Source organism: Burkholderia sp. BCC1988, from assembly GCF_905339895.1.
Lineage (GTDB): Bacteria > Pseudomonadota > Gammaproteobacteria > Burkholderiales > Burkholderiaceae > Burkholderia.
Window position 1 is genome coordinate 52,688 of record NZ_CAJPHA010000004.1, and the last position, 17,937, is coordinate 70,624.

Sequence of the window (17,937 nt, forward strand, 5' to 3'; positions counted from 1 at the left end):
CGCGACGCCTACGCGTCCTTGTCGGGCGTCGCGGGGTCCTGATGACGGAACGCTTTCGAACGGATGCCGTGCTTCTTGAGCAGCATCTGCAGGTGCGACCGGTTCATCTCGCAACGGCGCGCCAGTTCGGCCACGGTGCCGCCGGTCTCCTGCAACCCGCGTTCGAGAAACGCACGCTCCGCCTCGTCGCTTGCCGCACGCTTCGCGTCGCTGAGCGACATCGGCCTGCCCGACGCGCCGTCATCGGTCGCGCGAACGGCGGCCGACCCGGTTTTCGGCCGGATGTCCTCGGGCAGGTGCTCGATATCCGCGACCTCGCCGGCCAGGCACGACAGACGGTAGACGAGGTTGCGCAGTTCGCGGATGTTGCCCGGATACGCGTACGTCAGCAGGAAGTCGCGCAGCTTCGGCGTCGTTTTCAGGGGCCTGCGCTTCAGCGCCCCTGCCGCCTCGTCGCCGAAGTACGCGAGCAAGAGCGGGATTTCGTCGCGACGCTCGCGCAGCGCGGGCAAGGTCAGATGAATGACGCTCAGGCGATAGAACAGGTCCTCGCGAAAGAGCCCCTGCTCGCTCAATTGCCGCAAGTTCTTGTTGGTGGCGGCGACGATGCGCGTGTCGACGCTGATCGGCTCGTCCGAGCCGACCCGCTGGATCTCGTGCGATTCCAGCACGCGCAGCAGCTTGACCTGGCCCGACAGCGGCAATTCGCCGATTTCGTCGAGGAAGATCGTGCCGGTGTGCGCGCTCTCGAACTTGCCCTTGCGATCGTTCGACGCGCCGGTGAACGCGCCGCGCCGGTGCCCGAACAGCTCGGACTCGAGCAGGTTGTCGGGAATCGCGCCGCAGTTCACCGAGATGTAGGGCCGATCGGCGCGCGCCCCGTTCGCGTGGATGACTTTCGCCATCAGTTCCTTGCCGGTCCCGCTCTCGCCGTCGATCAGCACCGGCAGATCGGTCGGCGCGGCCTTCTCGGCGATTTCGAGCGCGGCGAGCAGCTTCGGGTTGTCGCCGAAAATGCCCTCGAAGATGAAGCTGCGCTCGATCAGCGCCTGCCGCCGTCGTTGCACCGCGGGCGCGGGCGCCTCCGGCGCGTCGGCCGAATCGGCTGCGTCGGGCGCCTGCGGCGCGGCCACGGCGGCCTCGACGAAGCGCTCCTTGCGCGACATCTGCATGACTTCGTCGCGCAGCACGTTTGCCTGATTGAGCAGCTTTTCGATGTCGACACGCTCGAGCTTGGGCGCCCAGCGCAGCATCGAGCGCAGGATCTCGATCTTCTCGAGCAGGCCGGCATACGAGACCGCGGAGTTGCCGAAGCCGTGCGGGTCGAAGAGTTTCATGATGCGCCCAGCTGTTTCTGCACGAGCTGGTAATACATGCCCTGAAGGGCGACCAGCTCGTCGTGCGAGCCCTGTTCGACGATCGCGCCTTCGTACAGCACGAGGATCTTGTCGGCCCGCATGATGGTGCTGAGCCGGTGCGCGATGATCACCGCCGTGCGCCCTTGCAGGATCTCGTGCATGTTCGCGAGGATGTTGCTCTCCGACTGCGTGTCGAGCGACGACGTCGCCTCGTCGAACACGAGCAGGCGCGGGTCGTGATACAGCGCGCGCGCGATGCAGAGCCGCTGGATCTGGCCGCCCGACAGGCCCACGCCGCGCTCGCCCACCACCTGCTCGTAGCCGAGCGGCAATTTGCTGATGAAGGCGTGCGCGTCGGCCATCCGGGCGACCTCCTCCATGCGGCGCCAGTCGGGGCTCGTGTCGCCGCAGGCGATGTTCTCGGCAATCGAGCCGGAAAACACCAGGTTGGACTGCATCACATAGCCGATCTGCTGGCGGTAGTACGCCTTGTCGATCGCGCTCATGTCGTATCCGTCGACCACGATCTTGCCGTCCGTGGGCGCATAGAATCCCACCAGCAGCTTCGCCAGCGTGGTTTTCCCCGAACCGCTGCGCCCGACGATGGCCACCATCTCGCCGCGCTTGATCGTGCAGTTGATGTTCTCGAGCACGTAAGGCGTTTCGTTGCCGCCGTAGCGGAAATACACGCCCTCGAAGCCGATGTCGCCCTGCAGGTCGGGCAGCAGCACGCGCGAGGCCAGTCCAGACGGCTGCTGTTCGGGTTCGAGGTCGAGGACGTCGCCGAGCCGTTCCATCGCCACCGCCGCGTCGTTCATCAGGCTCCACATGCCGACGAGCCCCATCAGCGGCGCCAGCACGCTGCCCATGAACGCATTGAAGGCGATCAGTTGCCCGATGCTGAGTTCATGGGCGAGCACGAGGTTCGCGCCGACCCACAGGATCACGATGGTGGTCGCCGCATTCAGCAACTGGCTGCCCAGCGCGACCAGGATGTTGAATGCCTGCGCGCGGTACTGGACGTCGAGCGCCTTCGCATACTTGCGCTCCCACTTCAGCCGCACCGAGCGCTCGATGCCCATGCCCTTCACGGTCTCGACGCCGCCGAGCGTCTCCATCAGCAGCGACTTCGCATCGGTGGACGCGGCGAACACCTCGCGCGCATAGCCTTTCAGCTTCGGCGTCGCGAGCGCCGTGAGCGCCATGATCGGGATCACGAACGCGATCAGCACCAGCGTCATCTTCACGTTGTAGAGGAACATGATCGTGAAGTAGATGAAGATCATCAGCAGATTGAGCGCGGTGGTCACGGTGGACTCCGTCAGGAACGCCCGGATCGTCTGGTTCTCCTGGAAGCGCGCGAACACGTCCCCGCTCTTGCGGCGCGCGAAGAACGAATACGGCAGCGACATCGTGTGTTTGTAGAACTGCGACATCATCGCGAAGTCGAGGCTGCGCACCATGAAGTTGGAGAGATGCGCGCGGATCGTGGTCATCAATTGCGTGAACACGTGCGAAACGACGAGCCCGGCGATCAGCAGGTGCAACAGGCTCACGTTCTGGTGCACGACGACCCCGTCGAGGATGTTCTGGATGATGAGCGGCGGTATGACGCCCAGCATCTGGATCACGAACGTCGCGAGGAACAGGTGCGCGAGGATCTTCCGGTAAGGGCGCAGATAGCCGATGAAGCGCACCCAGGGCGAGCGCGACTCGGCCGGCGCCGCGGCCGGCCCGCTCGCGGTAAACAGCAGGCAGGTGCCGCTCCAGCCGCGCTCGAACGCCTCGACGCTCAGCTTCCTGAAGCCGAGCGCCGGATCGGCGATCCGCACCCACGACTTCGACACGCCGTACACGACGACGTAGTGGTAGCCCTCCCAGTGCACGATGAACGGCAGGTCGAACCCGAGCAGCGCCTCGTACGTGCACTGCACGCCGCGCGTCGCGAAGCCGACCGCCTCGCCGGTGCGCGCGAGACTGTCGAGCGTCGCGCCCTGGGTCGTCACGTTCGCCAGATCGCGCAGCTTGCCGAGCGTCATCGCGACGCCGTAGTGACGGCAGATCATCGCGAGGCACGCGGCCCCGCAATCCATTTCCTCCGCCTGCTCGACCAGCACGAAACGCTTGATCATGCGCTCGCCGAACGCGGCGTCGGCGCCGATGTCGATCTGCAGCGGATGGCGGCGCCGTTCGGCGAGCTTCTTCTGCCGCTGCAGTTCCTGGTCGACGAAGCGGATGCGCTCCTCGAGCACCTCGCGTAATTTCGGGTTGCGCTCGAGCATGAAGTGCACGGTCTTTTCCGGAATGACGAGCAGGCGCGTATCGGTGACGGCGGTGACGGTCGCCGCCTGCTCCTGCCGCAGCAGGCACGCGCGCTCGCCGAAGATCTCGCCTGCGCCGAGCGTCGCGAGCGGATAGTCGTTGCCGTCCTCGCGGCACGAGACGCTGACCTCGCCCTGGCGCACGACGTACAGCCGCAGGTCGCCGCCCGGGCCCTGCCGGACGATCTCCTTGCCGGCCGGCACGCGCTTCACGCCGACGCTCGACACGTATTCCTCGAGCTCGGCGCGCGTCAGCTTGCCGCGCAGGTCGAACAGCCGCGTCACGAAACCGCCGGCCGAGCTGATCGCGACATAGCTCGTCACGAACGCCTGCGCGGCCGGGTTGTCGCGCAGGATCGGTTCGATCGCGCTGCGCGGGATGCACAGCACCTCGGTCTTCGTCGACGCGCGCACCGACACCTCGTGCCAGTATTCGCGCAGCATCGCCATTTCACCGAACACCTCGCGTTCCTTGCGCACGCCGACGCTGGTTTCCTTGCCGCGCTCGTCGGCGATCAGGCGCACGGACCCGCTGCGCAGCACATACAGGCCCTCGGCGAGGTCGCCGCGATTGCAGACGGTGTCGCCGAACCCATAGGTGCGCACCTGCGCATGGGCGGCCATGCGATCGAGTTCGTCGTGCGAGAAGAGCGACAGCGGCTCCACCGACGCGAGAAACGCCGCGAGCGACGGGGTGCTGGCCGGGGCGGGGGCTTGTGCGTCCATCGATGCGGTTCTCCGTGATCAGCGTGCCTCGATGATGTGTTCCTGCGCGCGCTCGGCGAGCCACTCCTCGCGCAGCAGGCGGCGCACCTCCGACGCGACGTCGGCGTCGAGCGCGGCCGGGTGTTTCGCGGTCACCGAGAAGATCTCGAAGAACGCGCCGTCCGGCGCCGCGAACGGCCCGAGCAGATCGCCCACGTGCGCGTTGAACACCTTGGCCTCGATATCCGTCTTCAGCGAGCCGCGCAGCACCTTGCCGATCACGCCGCCGCGCTCGCTCGTGTCGGCGATCGAATGCTCGCGCGCCATGTCGCCGAAGCAGCTCGGGTCGTCCTCGAGGATCGCCATCATCTCGCGCGCCTTGCCTTCCGAGTCGAGCACGATGTGGCTGACTTCGATGCTGTCGAACTTCGGCGAATTGAGCTTGAAGTACGCGTCGACGGCCGCATCGCTGCACACCGTGTCGAGCGTCTTTTCCTGGTACAGCGTATCGGTGATGAAGCGCTCGAACTCGTCGAGACTGACGCCGAACACGTCCAGGTAGCGGTTCATGTCCGCGGCGCGGTGCAGCCCGCGCACGCGGCGAAACTGGTCGGCACGCACCTGGATCTCTTCCGGCGTGACCTGCATGCCCATCTTCCTCGCCGCGATCACCGTCAGCCGGTCGCGAACCTGCTGTTCGACGAGGCCCTCGAACTGCCCGCTGAGCTTCAGCACGCGAATGAAGTCGTCGGTGCCGATCACCTCGTCGTCGATACGCACTATTGCCGTCATTTCGTTCCCCTTGATCCCTGTCAGCGGCGGTTCGCCCTGATGCGCCGCCGGTGCCTCGCCTCACCGCTTGCCTGCGTTCCGCTACGCCGTGGCGGCGCCCGTCAGCCCGCGATCTGCCTGAACGGGTCCAGCGCGAACCCGATCAGGCGGCGCTCGCGCACCACGATTTCCGCCGTGGCCGTCATGCCGTAGCGCAGCGGGTAGGTCGTGCCGGCAATCGTGTACGCGTTGCGCACGAGCGCCACCCGGCCCTCGTAGACGGGTTCCTTCGTCTGCGCCTGCGGCTTCGTCGCCGGCGAAATGTATTCGAGCGTGCCGTCGATCACGCCGTAGCGCTGGTACGGAAACGCATTGAACTTGAGCTTCACGGGCAGGCCCTCGTGAAGGAACGCGCGGTCCTGCTCCGCGATCGCGACCTTCACCACCGGCCGCGCATCCGACGGCGCGATGCTGCCGAGCGGCGTGTTGGCGAGGATCTTGTCGCCGGGCTGCGTCGTGGTCACATCGGTGATCACGCCGGAGACGGGCGCCAGCACGAGCAGGAAATTGTCCTTGTCGATGTTCTCGAAGCGGATCCGCGCGGCGGCATCCGCGGCGAGGCGCGCCGTCTGCACCTGCAGACGCAGCTTCTCTTCGGTGTTCGCGATGTCGCGCACGGTCGCGTCGTACTGGATGCGCAGCCCGGCGAGCGTCTCGCCGCTGCCTTCGAGTTGCGCCTTCGCCTGCGCGAACTCGTGGCTCTGCTGCGCCTCGAGCTGCGTGAGCCGCGCCTGCGCGACGCGGTAGCTGTCCTGGGCCTGCAGGTAGGCGCTGCGTTTCTGTTCCACCTGGCTCTGCGACACGCCGCCGCCGCCCGGCAGCGCGAACAGGCGCGCGTACTTGTCCTGTTCGTCCTTCGCGAGATCGAGTGCGTGGCGGGCGTTGTCGATATTGCTGCGCGCTTCGTCGATCTGCGCGTGCTGCGATTGCGCGAGCTTGCTGGTGCCTTCGGCAATGCGGTTCTGGTGCAGGTGCTCCTCGACCTCGATCTGTTGCTTCAATGCGTCGGCCTTGCGCTCCATCAGCTGCTTCTTGTCCGGAAACTGCTTCCATTCGCGCTCCGCGTCGTCGAGCTTGAGGCGCGCATCGAGCGCGTTGGTCGCCGCCTCGATCGCGCCGCGCGCGTTGATCCGGCCGATCACGTCGTTCTTTTCGACCGGCTGGCCTTCGGCGATGTAGATGTCCACCAGCTCGCCGTCGACGGGCGCGTAGATGCGGCGCACCTCGGACTCCGGCGCGAGCGCGCCCGGCGCCGTCACGATGACGTCGGCGCGGCCGACGAACGACCACAGCAGCGCGCACACGACGAGCCCGACCATCGCGATGATGGTCGCCTGCGTGAGCCGCCACGGCCGCGCCGTCAGGATCGCGATCCCTTCGACGCTGTGATCCTCCAGCGCCTCGCCCAGCGAGCGTGGCGGCTCCGGCGGCGGCGCCTGGCGCGCGCGCTTGAGCAGACTATCGAGCTTCACTGCGCCCTCCCGACGAAGCGAGCCGCTCCAGCGTCGCGACATGGGTGGCGAATTGCGGCGTCGCGAAGCGGAACTGCCTGAGGCGATCCAGTACGGCCGGCCCGTGGCCGGCCCGCGCGTCGCTCTCGAACTGCAGGTACTGCTGCAGGTCGGCCCGCACCGCGTCGAGGCCGCCGAGGCGCGGATAGCGCTGCTCGTCGTCGGCGAGCAGCGCCGGGAGACCGTCGAGCCGGTCGTCGTCGAGCGCCGACGCGATCGCGCGCTGCAGCCGCTCGAGCGCGGCCACGTAGACGGAGTTGTCGCTTTGCAGCCGGCGCAGCTGACTGAGCGCGTCGGCATACAGCACGCCGAACGCGGGAACGTATGACGAAATCCGGTCGAGCAGCCGCTGATGCGCACCCGGGTCGTCGTTCCAGCGGCCGGTCAGCGCCTTGATCGGCGCTTCGTCGCGATAGATGCGGATCGGCGCTTCCGCCCCGCCGCGCCCGGCGACGAACGCCTGCAGCTCGCCGATCCACGCGACTTCGTCGACGAGCGGGCGCGCGTCGGCGTTGTGGCGCGCCAGCGTGCGCATGTCCTGCACGACGGCACGGGCGCGGTCGAAGGCGCGCGCGTTCATCGCGGCGATCCACTCCGGCACTTTCGACCGGACGAGCGCCTCGGTGCCCAGCGCGACGAACGCCGGGTCGTCCGGATGGCTCGCCAGATGGCGGTCGGCGAGTTGCGCCGCCTGCGCGGCGTCGCCGCGCGCCAGCAGCGCGTGCATCTCGCGCAGCGGCGCGTCCTGGAAATACAGCGTCGCGACCAGCAGGCCGACCGCCGCGAGCAGTGCGCCGCTCCACCCGCCGAGCCGGCGCAGGTTGACGTGCCCGCTGCCGCCGAACGCCTCGCTCAGCTCCGACAGGAAGACTTCGATCCTGCCGCGCCGGCGGCGCGCGTCATGCGCGGTTTCGGCGGCGCCGTGCGCGGCGTGCGGGTTGACCTCGTCGTCCGACTGAACGGCCGGCACCGTGCAGAAGATGTCGAGGAACGAATGCGCGGTATCGACGAAGGTGGTCCGGTCGGGGTCCGCGGCGGCCACATGCGCGGCGGCGCCGGGCGACGATGCGGCCGTCACGGTGGAGTCCGGCCCCGGCTCGCGCTGCACCCCGACGCGATAGACGAAATGATCGCCGCCGAAGGCGAGCAGCGCGCCGTCGCCGAGCGGCACCGCATGCTCGTCGAGGCGCCGGCCGTCGACGAACGTGCCGTTCGTGCTGCCGAGGTCTTCCACGAAGACGTCGCCGTCCTGCACGTAGATGTGCGCATGACGCCGCGACAGGTAGTTGACCTGATGCGGATACGCGTTCCGGTAGCAGGCGAACGTGTCGTCGGTCTTGCTCACGAGGAACGGGAAGGCGGTAATGATGACCGGTTGCAGGCCGAGATCGCCGCGCTCGGGCGTGAGTGTGACGACGGCAGGCCGCGCCGGCCGATGCGTCGCGCGCGGCACGAACGCGGCGCGGTACGCCAGCGCGCCGGCGAAGCGCAGTTCGTCGCCGTCGCGCAGCAGGTGCGGCTTGTCGCCGACCTCGACACCGTTGACGGCCGTACCGTTCTTGCTGCCGAGATCGGCGACGTAGGCCGCGCTGCCTTCGAAGAAGATGCGCGCATGGCGGCGCGACAGGTCGGCCACCAGTTCGGGCCTCGCGGACGCGAACGGCGTGTTGGTCCGCCCGACGGCGAACAGCGCGTGGTCGATCCGGATCTCGCTCAGCTCCGGATGCGAAACCGGCTTGAGCACGATGTCGAACTGCCGGTCGAGCGCGGCGCGTTGCTCGGCAATCGAAGCGGCGTCTGGAACCATGATTCGGCCAACGATCGACATGCGCCCGCCAATGGAGACGCGGCGCAGGCAACGCGACGCGCTTTCGAACCACCTGAGTGAAGCCGCACCGCCAACGCACGTGGCGGCACGATCGTGAAAAAAGTTTAGGCGACGGATGGCGGTAGTCAATCGGCTGGCGCCGATCGCGCGGCTGCGCAGGGCTGGCGTGTTCATTGCAGCGCGTGGCCGGTCGGCTCGCTGCCTGCATTCGAGATTTCGACCGCGCGCCAGCCGCCGCCGATCGCCTTGTAGAGCGTGACCGTGTCGCTCAGAATCTGCTGATGATTGGCGAGCAGCGCGAGTTCCGCGGATGCCACCGAACGCTCCGATTCGAGCACCTCGAGTTGCGAGACGAGCCCTTCCTTGAGCTGCGCCTCGACCTGCGCTGCGACGGTGCGCAGACGCGCGCTCTGCTGCTGAAGCTGTATGCGCTGCTGCTTGTGCGCGTCGAGATCGACGAGTGCATTTTCCACCTCCTTGAACGCGGTAAACACGGTCTGCCGGTACTGCTGCTCGGCGACCTTGGTCTGCGCCTCGGTCGTCTTGATGTGCGCGCGCACGCCCGGGTCGAACATCGGCAGGTTGATGCTCGGCAGGAAGCTGAACGTGAAGGCCTTGAAGAGATCCGACAGCGCGAACGCCGCGGTGCCGCCACGCCCGGTCAGGCTGATCGACGGCAGCTGCGCCAGCTTCGCCGCGCCCACTTCGTCATACGATTCGAGCACGCGGTACTGCGCGGCGACGACATCCGGCCGGCGCGCCAGCAGTTGCGCGGGCAGCCCCATCGGCACGTCCGGCAGCTTGACGCGCTGCCGGAGATGGCCGGCGGGCATCCTGAATTCGCCGGCCGGCACGCCCAGCAGCGTCGCGAGCGCGTTCTCGGCCGTGTCGCGCGAGCGGTGCAGTTCGATCAGTTCGTTCGCCAGCCCGTTGATCTCCGCGCTCTGCCGCAGCACTTCGGTCTGCGGCGCGATGCCGTTCGCCAGCATCGACTGGTAGATCGCGAGGATCTTCCGGTTCTTGTCGAGCGTGCGCTGTTCCTGCTCGATCTGGTCGTCGAACTGGAGGATCCGGAAATACGTACTCGACACGTCGGCGACGAGCGTCAGGTAGCCGGCGCGCCAGTCGGCCTCGGTCGCGCGGTATTCGGCCTTCTGCGCCTGCACGCCTTTCTCGACCTTGCCCCAGATGTCGATCTCCCAGTTCACCTGGCTGCCGAGGTTGTAGGACTTCGACAGCGTCTGATGCGTGTTCTTCTCGAAGTCCACGCCCGCGCCGAGATCGGCGCTCGGCAGCGCGCCCGCCTGGACTTCGCCGACCTGCGCACCGGCCACGCCGATGCGCGCCGCCAGCACCTTGATATCGACGTTGCCCGCGATGGCCTTGTCGATGAGCGCGTCGAGCGTCGGATCGTCGAAGCTCTTCCACCACTCGGCGTTGACCGCGTCCGACGCGGATACCGGCCCGCGCGCATGCGCCCAGGTGGTCTTTGCCGGCATCTCGGGGCGCTGGTAGACGGGCACGTTCAGGTCCATGCAGCCGGACAGCAACGCCGCGCATGCGCCGGCGGAACCGGCGATGCGGGCCAGCGAACGCATGAGGCCGCGGCAGTTGCGCGTGGCAGTCGGCGACAGGCAGGTGTTCACGATCGACTCCTTGGGCGGAACGCGGCGACGATGCGGAATCGGCGGAAGTGTTGGTGTCGATGCTGCAGCGTGGCACGCTCGCGTCTCATCTCGCATGGCGCGTGCCAGCCGCTCGCGGGGGCGGCGGCAATCGTGCCGGCAGGCTTGCCGGCGCGGGTCCGGGTCACGAAGACGGGAATTGGCACGACGTGCGCGCGGCACCGGGATCAACGGTGCGTGATGGGGCGTCGCAGACAGTTCGGGCTCGGGATGTCGGGTGTGCGCCGACACTTGGCGCATCGGGCGGCCGCGTCGCCGTCCGGCGCCCGCCCGCTCACCTGCTCGCGTGAGCGCGAGCGCGCGTACGTCAGCGATCGCCGATCGGCGTGCGCGACGTCACTTCACGTAGATCGTGATTTTCTTCGAGTAGACGGGGGGATTGTGCGGCACGTGGTTGGCGTCGCCCATCAGGAGCTGCAGCGTGTGCTTGCCCGGCGGAAGCTCCAGCGTGGTCTCGGTCTCGCCCGCGCCGAAATGCAGGTGATTGCGGTCGGACGGAATCGGCTGGTCCATCGGCGGCAGGTCCGTATCGACCAGCAGGTGATGGTGGCCCGTGTTCGGAAACTGCACGTGCGACGGCGCGACACCCATGTCGCGCAAGCCGAACCACACGCGGAACGGACGTCCGGCCGGCATCACCTGGCCATCGTTGGGCCAGCCGATGTAGACGACGGCCTTCGGGGGATGCGTGCCGGTCTCTGCGGTCGCCGCCCCCGTCCATAGCAGCGTCACGGCAACGGCGAAGAGGATGAGCTTGTTCATGGCGGCAATTCCCGGTTCGGGCGGCAGGCGCGGGATGGCGCGCTACTTGACCGTGATCGTGATCTTCTTCGAATACACCGGCGGATCGTGCGGCACGTGGTCGTGGTCGCCCATCAGCATCTGCAGCGTGTGCTTGCCGGGTGGCAGCTCGATACGCGCCTCGGTTTGACCGGCACCGTAATGGAGGTGATTCCGGTCCGACGGTATCGGCTGGTCCAGCGGCGGGAGATCGGTATCGATGAGCAGATGATGGTGGCCCACGTTGGGCCGCTCGATGCCTTTCGGGCAGATGCCCATGTTGCGCAGGCCCATGCGCACCCAGAACTTGCCGCCCGTGATCGTTGCGCCGTCGGACGGCCAGATGATGTAGGCCTCGGCGCCGGGCGGCGAAGTCGTACGCCCGGCGGCGAACGCGATCCTCGGCGCCAAGACGGTGGCGGCCAAAGCCAACAAGGTAGCCCTTCTTCGCATCGTGTTGCTCCTCGCGTGGATGGCGGCGCGCGGCGTCGGACAGTGGAGCGTGTCTAACAGCTTAGGACGTAATCGACAGGAAGGCACATAACGATGTTCCAGGGTAACGGGCCGGCCGCGATGCGCGGATCCGTATGTCCGTTTTTTGCAAGACCCGCGGGTGGATCCGGTGATCGCCGCCAGGCGCACGTGCTATCTTGAATGTGTCCCGGCCGCGCCCGTGCCTGCCGCAAGCCGGCATTGCGCTCGCCGCGACCGAACACCCGGCAATGGCTGCGCTCCGCCTTCGGCATCGGGTCCGACGGCGCACCCTGGGGGGCTCAACATGTGGCGAATACTCCTGCCCGCATGCCTGCTTGCGTCGATCTCGGTGGCATCGAGCACGTGCTCCGGCGAGGACATGCATGCTTTTCCCGCACCGCCGTCGGCGTCCGCGCGCGCCCCGTCAGTCGAACCGCGGCGCGTCGCGCTCGTGATCGGCAACGGCGCCTATCGTGATCATCCGCTCGCCAATCCCGTTCATGACGCCGATGCAATGAGCGACGCGCTGCGCGCGCTCGGCTTCGACGTCATCACGTTGCGCAATGCGACCCGGCAGCAGATGCTCGACGGGCTTGCCGCGTTCGAACGCCACGGCGCGGCCGGCGGCACCGGGCTGGTCTATTTCGCGGGCCACGGCGCCAGCGTCGGCGGAGCGACATGGCTCGCGCCGGTCGATGCCGACGTCGGCGCGCCGGCCGGCCTGTCGCGAACGGGTATCGACCTGCAAACCGTGTTCGATGCGACGTCGCGGCCGCGCGGCGACCGGATTGATCTGATCATTCTGGATTCCTGTCTGATCGCGCCTCCCGGTGCCGGCCACGTGGCGGCCCGCGAGCCGCCGCCGCATACGCTCGTCGCATACGCGGCAGCGCCCGGCGCAGGCGCCGCCGACGGTACGGCGCATGGTGTCTACACGGCAGCGCTGCTGCAGACGCTCGCGGTGCCGGGGCTCGGGATCGCACAGGTCTTCGACCGTGCCGGCGCGATGGTCGAACGCGCCACCGGGTATCGGCAGACGCCGTGGATCGCGTCTTCCCTGTCCGGTGCGGCAGCGACGTTGGCGTTCACCGCGGCGCGTCGCGCAGGAATCGCCGACGCGTATTCCGGCGGCGGCACGGCGCAACGATCCGACGTGCTGGCGGACGTCGGCATCGTGGCGCTCGATAGCCGCGGCGTGATGCCGAAAGACAGCGCCGAACAGTACGAAATCACGTTCTGGGAGTCGATCAAGGACAGCAAGGAGGCGGGCGACTACGAAGCCTATCTGAAGACCTACCCGAACGGCCGCTTCGCGCAGTTGGCGCAGGCTCGTCTCGCACGACTGCGCGCGGCCGCGTCCAAGGCGCCCGCGGCCTCCGCGCCCGCGCAGACGGCGAGCGCCGCGCCGGCCCCCGCCGCCGTTTCGGCTCCGGCTCCGGCTTCGGCTCCGGCACCTGCGCCGGCGCAGCCCGCGCACACGTCCGGCTCGACGCCGAAAGCGCCGCCGCCCCCTGCCGCGGCGGCCCCGTCGGCACCGCCGCAGAAAGGCGGCGCGACGGCCGCCAATGAAATCCACGATTGCCCTGCCTGCCCCGCCATGCTGGCGGTCAGTCCGGGGGCTTTCACGATGGGCAGCAATTCGGGCGATCCGTCGGAAAAGCCTGCGCATCGCGTGACGCTCGATCACGCGTTTGCGCTGGCGAAGTACGGCGTGACCGTTGCGCAGTGGAACGCGTGCCGCGACGCGGGCGCCTGCCCGCGCCTGCCCAACGACAGCAACACGGCGGCGAACGCGCCGGTGCGCGACCTGAGTTGGGACGATGCGCAACTGTACGTCAAGTGGCTGTCGAAAATCAGCGGCAAGTCTTACCGGCTGCCGACCGAGGCCGAATGGGAATTCGCGGCCCGTGGCGGCACCGCGACGCGCTACTGGTGGGGCAACGAGATGCGCCCGGGCAACGCCAACTGCAAGGACTGCGGTCAGCCGTGGCATGCCGACGCACCGGACAACGTCGGCTCGTTCGCGGCCAATCCGCTCGGCTTCTACGACATGGGTGGCAGCGTATGGGAATGGGTCAGCGATTGCTGGCACAACTCGTACAGGAATGCGCCTGCCGACGGCCGCTCATGGGACGAGCCGAATTGCCAGGTCCGCGTCATCCGCGGCGGCTCGTGGCGGGATGGTGCAGGCTACATGCCCGTTTCGACACGCTTCAAGTACGACAGCAGCGTACGTTATTCGGCAAACGGGTTTCGGGTGGCGCGGGACTTGAAGTAGGCGGATCTCGGCTCGCGAACGGCCGGCCGCCGTGTCAGCGACGGGATGTTGGTCTGGAATGCAATGCCTTCGATGACGGAGATGATTTCGGCGTGTCAAGCGAAGCGCCTCCGTCCGTCGCGAGCAACGCGTTCAACACCCGCGCGTCCGTCAACCGCTCCAGCGACAGGCACGTTTCACTCAACGCATCGATCTGCGCACGCTGCTCGAGCGCCATGCCGGCCAGCGCCCGAAACTTCGCCAGCAGCGCCGCGTCGGACAGCGGATTGCGCGGGTCGCCGAGCGCGATCGGCACGTGACGCGATTCCCGCCGTCCGTCCGCGCGATGCAGGATCACGGTCGGCTCGTCGAGATCGCCGAGCGCCGGATCGACCTCGATCGCGATGCGTGCGAGCAGCGCCGTGATGCGCGCATCGGTGCGCCTGTCATCGCGATAAGCGTCGATTCCCGTGTCGCCGAACGCAAGGGCCGCTGCCACCGCGTACGCGAGACTCATCTGCGCCGACGACAGCGTCGACAGCTCGCAGCCGCCGCACATCCGGGCGACGAATGCGCTCGCGCGCACGACCACCCGCTCGATCTCGCCGGCTTCGAAGGTGCGCCCGTCCGCAAGCTGCAGCGCCGCGTCGACCGCGGCGTGCGCGCTGCGGCACGACGCGTGCGGCTTGATCGAGCAGCGCATCACCTTCCAGTGCGCGCCGAGGCCGTCGGTCAATGCGTCGGGCACCTGCGATTGCGCGGCGAACGCGCTGAAGAAGCCGCCCCACACGTCGTCGAACACCTGCGCGGGGCCGCTCACGCCTTCGCGCGCGAGCAGCGCCGCGAGCACGCCGCCCTCCGCCGCCCGCCCGGCATGCAGCCGCTTCGTCTGCGAACCGTCGTGGATGAAGCCCCACAAGCCGCCGGAGAAACTCGCCGCATGGCCGAGCGCGTCGCGCGTGCGCGCGGCGTCGAGTCCGAACACGCGCGCGCTCGCTGCCGCCGCGCCGAACACGCCGCAACTGAGCGTCGAGTGCCAGCCGGCACCGTTGTGGGCGGAGTACCCGCCGGCCGCCTCGAGCACGCGCCGGCCGACGTCGTAGCCGAGCACGACCGCCGCCACGCATTCCCGGCCGGCCACCGGGCGGCCCGCGCACGACAGCGCGGCCAGCACGGCCGGCAGCACGACCGCGCCCGAATGATCGCAGCCGCCGGAATCGTCGAGCTCGAGCGCGTGTGCGGCGATCCCGTTCACGAACGCCGCATCGCGCGCGCCCGCGGCCCGCCGGGTGCCCCACAGCGTCGCGCCGCCATCCCCGACCGTGCCGGTCAGCGCCCGCGCACTGCAGGTCTCGACGGCGAACGTACCGGCCAGCGCCGCCCCGAACGTGTCGAGCACATGACGCTTCGCTTTCGAGACCACGTCGTCCGGCATTGCGTCGGCGGCCGTCTGCGCGACGAACGTCGCAAGCCGCGTGGCGCGCGTTTGCGTCACCGTCTTCATCGCGCCGACGCCTCCGCCACGCAATGCGCGAATACGTCGACCGGATGGCCCGGCGGATTGCCGGGCACCCGGGCACGCCACCAGCGTGCGATGTCGCGCCCGGTCGCGAACCAGACGTCGCCCGCGTCACGCAGATGCGCAAGCAACGCGCGCAGCAAGTCGATGCGCCCCGCGGTGCCGATGATCTCCGGATGCAGGCGCAGCACGCAGCAGAGCCCGAAGCGGCGAAACCCGTCGACGTCGCGCCGCCAGTTGTCGAGCACGTCGCGGTACGCGGCGATGCGCGGCTAGCCGGCCGGCACGGGTGGCGACAGGTTGAACTCGAAGTAAGGCTCGTCCTCGAGCTCGTAGTGCAGCGGCAGCTCGACGAGCCGGGCGCCGTCCGCGCGATCTTTGCCGCGCGGATGCACGTACGGCAGATCGTCGCCGCGCCACGACGACGACCACGTGAAGCCTTCCGCGACGAGCCAGTCCGCGAAGCCGTCGGCCCAGTTGCCGGTGAACGAGCGAAAACCTTCCACGTCGCGGCCGATCGTGTCCGCGAGCGCCGTGCGCCCGATACGGCACGCGTCGATCTGCGCGGCGAGCGGCAGCACGTCGAAGTCTTCGCAGCGATAGCCGCTCACGCCGAGCTCATGCCCGGCGGCCGCGATCGCGCGCACGGCAGCGCCATGCGTTTGCGCGACGCGGCCGGGCACGAACCAGCTCGTCGGCACGCTGAATTCGTCGAAGGCCGCGAGCAGCCGATCGACGCCGCGCGTCGCGCCGTAGCGCCATGCCGACAGCGATTTCTCGCGGCCGACGATGCGCGGCTCGCGCGTCTCGATGCCGTGTATGTCGTTGAAATCGACCGTGATCGCGACCGCGCAGCGCGCGCCGCCCGGCCAGGCTGGAAGTGTCGTCACGGGCTGCTCCGTTGCGTCGATTGCGTCGATTGCGTCGTTTGCCTGCCGTGCGCGTGCTGCGCGAGCCACCAGTCGGCCACGTCACGACAGCGCGCGAACCAGACGCCGTCCTGCGCGCGCATGTGTTCGAACCACGCTTCGAGTAACGCGAGGCGCCCCGGCTTGCCGCAGACTTTCGGATGCAGCAGGGTCGTCAGGCACAGCCCTTCGCGATAGACGCCGTCGAATTCGCGTGTCCAGTTGTCGAGCGTCGCATCGTAGCCGGCGATCCGGTCGAGTCCGGCCGGATAGTCGGGGTTGCGGTGATACGCGAGCGACGCGTAATCGTCGGTCTCCCAGCGGCCGGGAATCTCGACGAGCGGCGGCTCGCCGTCGGCGCCGGGCAGCAGGTACGGACGGTCGTCGCCGCGCATCGAGCTCGAATAGCGCACCCCGGCTTCGCGCAGCACGCCCAGCGTCGCCGCGCTCCAGTCGCCGGACGGCGTGCGGAATCCGACCGGCCGCACCCCGAGCGTGCGCGCGAAGACGTCGGCCGACTGTGCCATGATCTCGCGCTGCCGCGCGGGTTCGAGCGTCCAGAACGCTTCGTGCCGGTAACCGTGATAACCGATCTCGTGGCCGCGCTCGACGATTGCCGCGCATTGCGCGGGCCACGTCCGCGCGATCCATGCGGGTACGAAGAACGTCGCGGGCAGGTCGAACGACGCGAGCACGTCGAGCAGCCGGCCGAGCGCGCGCCACGGCCCGTAGCTGCCGAGCGTGAAATACGCGGGGTTGCGCCAGATCGATCCGTTCAGCATCGCGTCGCCGGTCGGGCCGTCGAGGTCGAACGCGAGCGCGACACACGCGCGCCGCGCGTGCGGCCAGCGGGGAGCCAGGTCAGTCATCGCGCGCTCAGTGCGTGCCGTTGATCGTCGCCTTCGCGACCGCGTGTTCCTGCAGCCCCCATTTCGCGAGCAGCTTGTGATACGACCCGTCCGCGATCATCTGGTTGAGCGCCGTCGTCAGCGCACTGCTCAGCGCGGTATTGCTCTTCGCGACGCCGATGCCCGTGTATTGCGACAGGAACGGCTTGCCGACCGGTGCGTACGCGTTCTGCTCGAGGCTGTTCTGGTACGGCAGCGTCTCGCCGCCCTGCACGGCCGCGTCGATGCGGTTCTGGCGCAACTGCATGCGCGCGTCCGACGAGCCGTCGGTGCCGACGACGACGATCGCCGGCTTGCCGGCCTTCACGCAGTTCTCCGCGCTCCACGCGGTCGTGTTGTCGGGGAACGACGTGCGCCGGCTCGACCCGACGCGCTTGCCGCACAGCGCGTTCATCTGCGCGAACTCGCCGGCGCGCGTCTTCAGCACGTAGAACTGCGGGCCCGTCTCGATGTAGTCGACGAACGTCACCGCGTCGCGGCGCGTCGGCAGGTCGGTCATGCCGGACAGGATCATGTCGACGCGCTGCGTCGCGACCGCGCTCATCATCTGGTCGAAGCTCGTCTCCACCCAGTTCAGCTTCGCGCCCATCTTCGCGGCGAGCGCCTCGCCGAGATCGACGTCGAAGCCCGCGAGCTTGTCGGTCGCCGGATCCTTGTATTCGAACGGCGGATAGTTCGGCACGATCGCGACGTTCAGCGTGCGCTTCGCGTTCGCGGCCTGGGCGACCGCGAACGACGCATGGAGCGCGAGCGCGCCGAATGCGACAGCGGCCAGCGTGCGGGTCAGGACGGATGCTTTCATGGGGATGTCGCCTTGTCGTGGTGGTGTAATGGGTACTGCAGGGCTGCGTT

Annotated in this window: 14 protein-coding genes and 1 pseudogene; 2 read left to right on the forward strand and 13 right to left on the reverse strand. The window is 68.4% G+C overall.

The features are described from left to right. Positions 1-8: 8 nt before the first annotated feature. The 8 genes from U4012_RS06870 to U4012_RS06905 form a co-directional block, all read right to left on the reverse strand. Positions 9-1,337, reverse strand: coding sequence for a sigma-54 interaction domain-containing protein (locus tag U4012_RS06870; RefSeq protein ID WP_257772333.1), 1,329 nt, complete (start codon positions 1,335-1,337; stop codon positions 9-11). After that, positions 1,334-4,405, reverse strand: a complete 3,072-nt coding sequence (locus U4012_RS06875; RefSeq protein WP_321797181.1) for a peptidase domain-containing ABC transporter — start codon at positions 4,403-4,405, stop codon at positions 1,334-1,336. The genes U4012_RS06870 and U4012_RS06875 overlap by 4 nt, the downstream gene beginning before the upstream one ends. 18 nt (positions 4,406-4,423) lie before the next feature. Then, entirely contained in the window at positions 4,424-5,176 is a 753-nt protein-coding gene (locus U4012_RS06880) for a peptidylprolyl isomerase (protein ID WP_321797183.1), read from the reverse strand. A 101-nt stretch (positions 5,177-5,277) separates the two neighbouring features. Beyond that, positions 5,278-6,687 (reverse strand): HlyD family secretion protein, encoded by a 1,410-nt coding sequence (locus U4012_RS06885; protein ID WP_082088613.1) that lies wholly within the window; start codon positions 6,685-6,687, stop codon positions 5,278-5,280. Then, positions 6,674-8,533 (reverse strand): FHA domain-containing protein, encoded by a 1,860-nt coding sequence (locus U4012_RS06890; protein ID WP_321797187.1) that lies wholly within the window; start codon positions 8,531-8,533, stop codon positions 6,674-6,676. Before U4012_RS06890 ends, U4012_RS06885 begins: the two co-directional genes overlap by 14 nt. A 191-nt stretch (positions 8,534-8,724) precedes the next feature. Then, positions 8,725-10,152, reverse strand: coding sequence for an efflux transporter outer membrane subunit (locus tag U4012_RS06895; protein WP_321797628.1), 1,428 nt, complete (start codon positions 10,150-10,152; stop codon positions 8,725-8,727). A 423-nt stretch (positions 10,153-10,575) separates the two neighbouring features. Then, entirely contained in the window at positions 10,576-11,001 is a 426-nt protein-coding gene (locus tag U4012_RS06900) for a DUF4399 domain-containing protein (protein ID WP_124485920.1), read from the reverse strand. Positions 11,002-11,043: 42 nt separating this feature from the next. After that, entirely contained in the window at positions 11,044-11,472 is a 429-nt protein-coding gene (locus U4012_RS06905; RefSeq protein WP_257772328.1) for a DUF4399 domain-containing protein, read from the reverse strand. Between the two features lie 400 nt (positions 11,473-11,872). Between U4012_RS06905 and U4012_RS35895 the strand changes: the two are divergent. Together U4012_RS35895 and U4012_RS06910 are read left to right on the forward strand one after the other, a co-directional pair. Continuing rightward, positions 11,873-12,496, forward strand: a pseudogene (locus tag U4012_RS35895) (caspase family protein); the annotation flags it as partial. 3 nt (positions 12,497-12,499) lie between these two features. Further along, a complete protein-coding gene (locus U4012_RS06910) occupies positions 12,500-13,771 on the forward strand; it encodes a formylglycine-generating enzyme family protein (protein ID WP_415750364.1) in 1,272 nt (423 codons plus the stop codon). A gap of 34 nt (positions 13,772-13,805) precedes the next feature. Here the strand turns inward: U4012_RS06910 and U4012_RS06915 are convergent, their stop codons facing one another. From U4012_RS06915 to U4012_RS06935, 5 genes are read right to left on the reverse strand one after another with little or no spacing between them, the layout of a single operon-like run. Then, positions 13,806-15,254, reverse strand: coding sequence for an MmgE/PrpD family protein (locus U4012_RS06915; RefSeq protein WP_321797191.1), 1,449 nt, complete (start codon positions 15,252-15,254; stop codon positions 13,806-13,808). Continuing rightward, positions 15,251-15,517 carry a hypothetical protein gene (locus tag U4012_RS06920; RefSeq protein ID WP_321797193.1) on the reverse strand — a complete coding sequence of 89 codons (267 nt, stop codon included), beginning with the start codon at positions 15,515-15,517 and terminating at the stop codon, positions 15,251-15,253. The genes U4012_RS06915 and U4012_RS06920 overlap by 4 nt, the downstream gene beginning before the upstream one ends. A 24-nt stretch (positions 15,518-15,541) precedes the next feature. Then, a complete protein-coding gene (locus U4012_RS06925) occupies positions 15,542-16,159 on the reverse strand; it encodes a polysaccharide deacetylase family protein (protein WP_321797195.1) in 618 nt (205 codons plus the stop codon). Further along, positions 16,156-17,046: a polysaccharide deacetylase gene (locus tag U4012_RS06930; protein ID WP_321797197.1), complete on the reverse strand. Its 891-nt coding sequence runs from the start codon at positions 17,044-17,046 to the stop codon at positions 16,156-16,158. Before U4012_RS06930 ends, U4012_RS06925 begins: the two co-directional genes overlap by 4 nt. Positions 17,047-17,053: 7 nt before the next feature. Then, complete coding sequence (locus U4012_RS06935; protein ID WP_124485914.1) at positions 17,054-17,887, reverse strand: ABC transporter substrate-binding protein; 834 nt, start codon at positions 17,885-17,887, stop codon at positions 17,054-17,056. Positions 17,888-17,937: the final 50 nt, after the last annotated feature.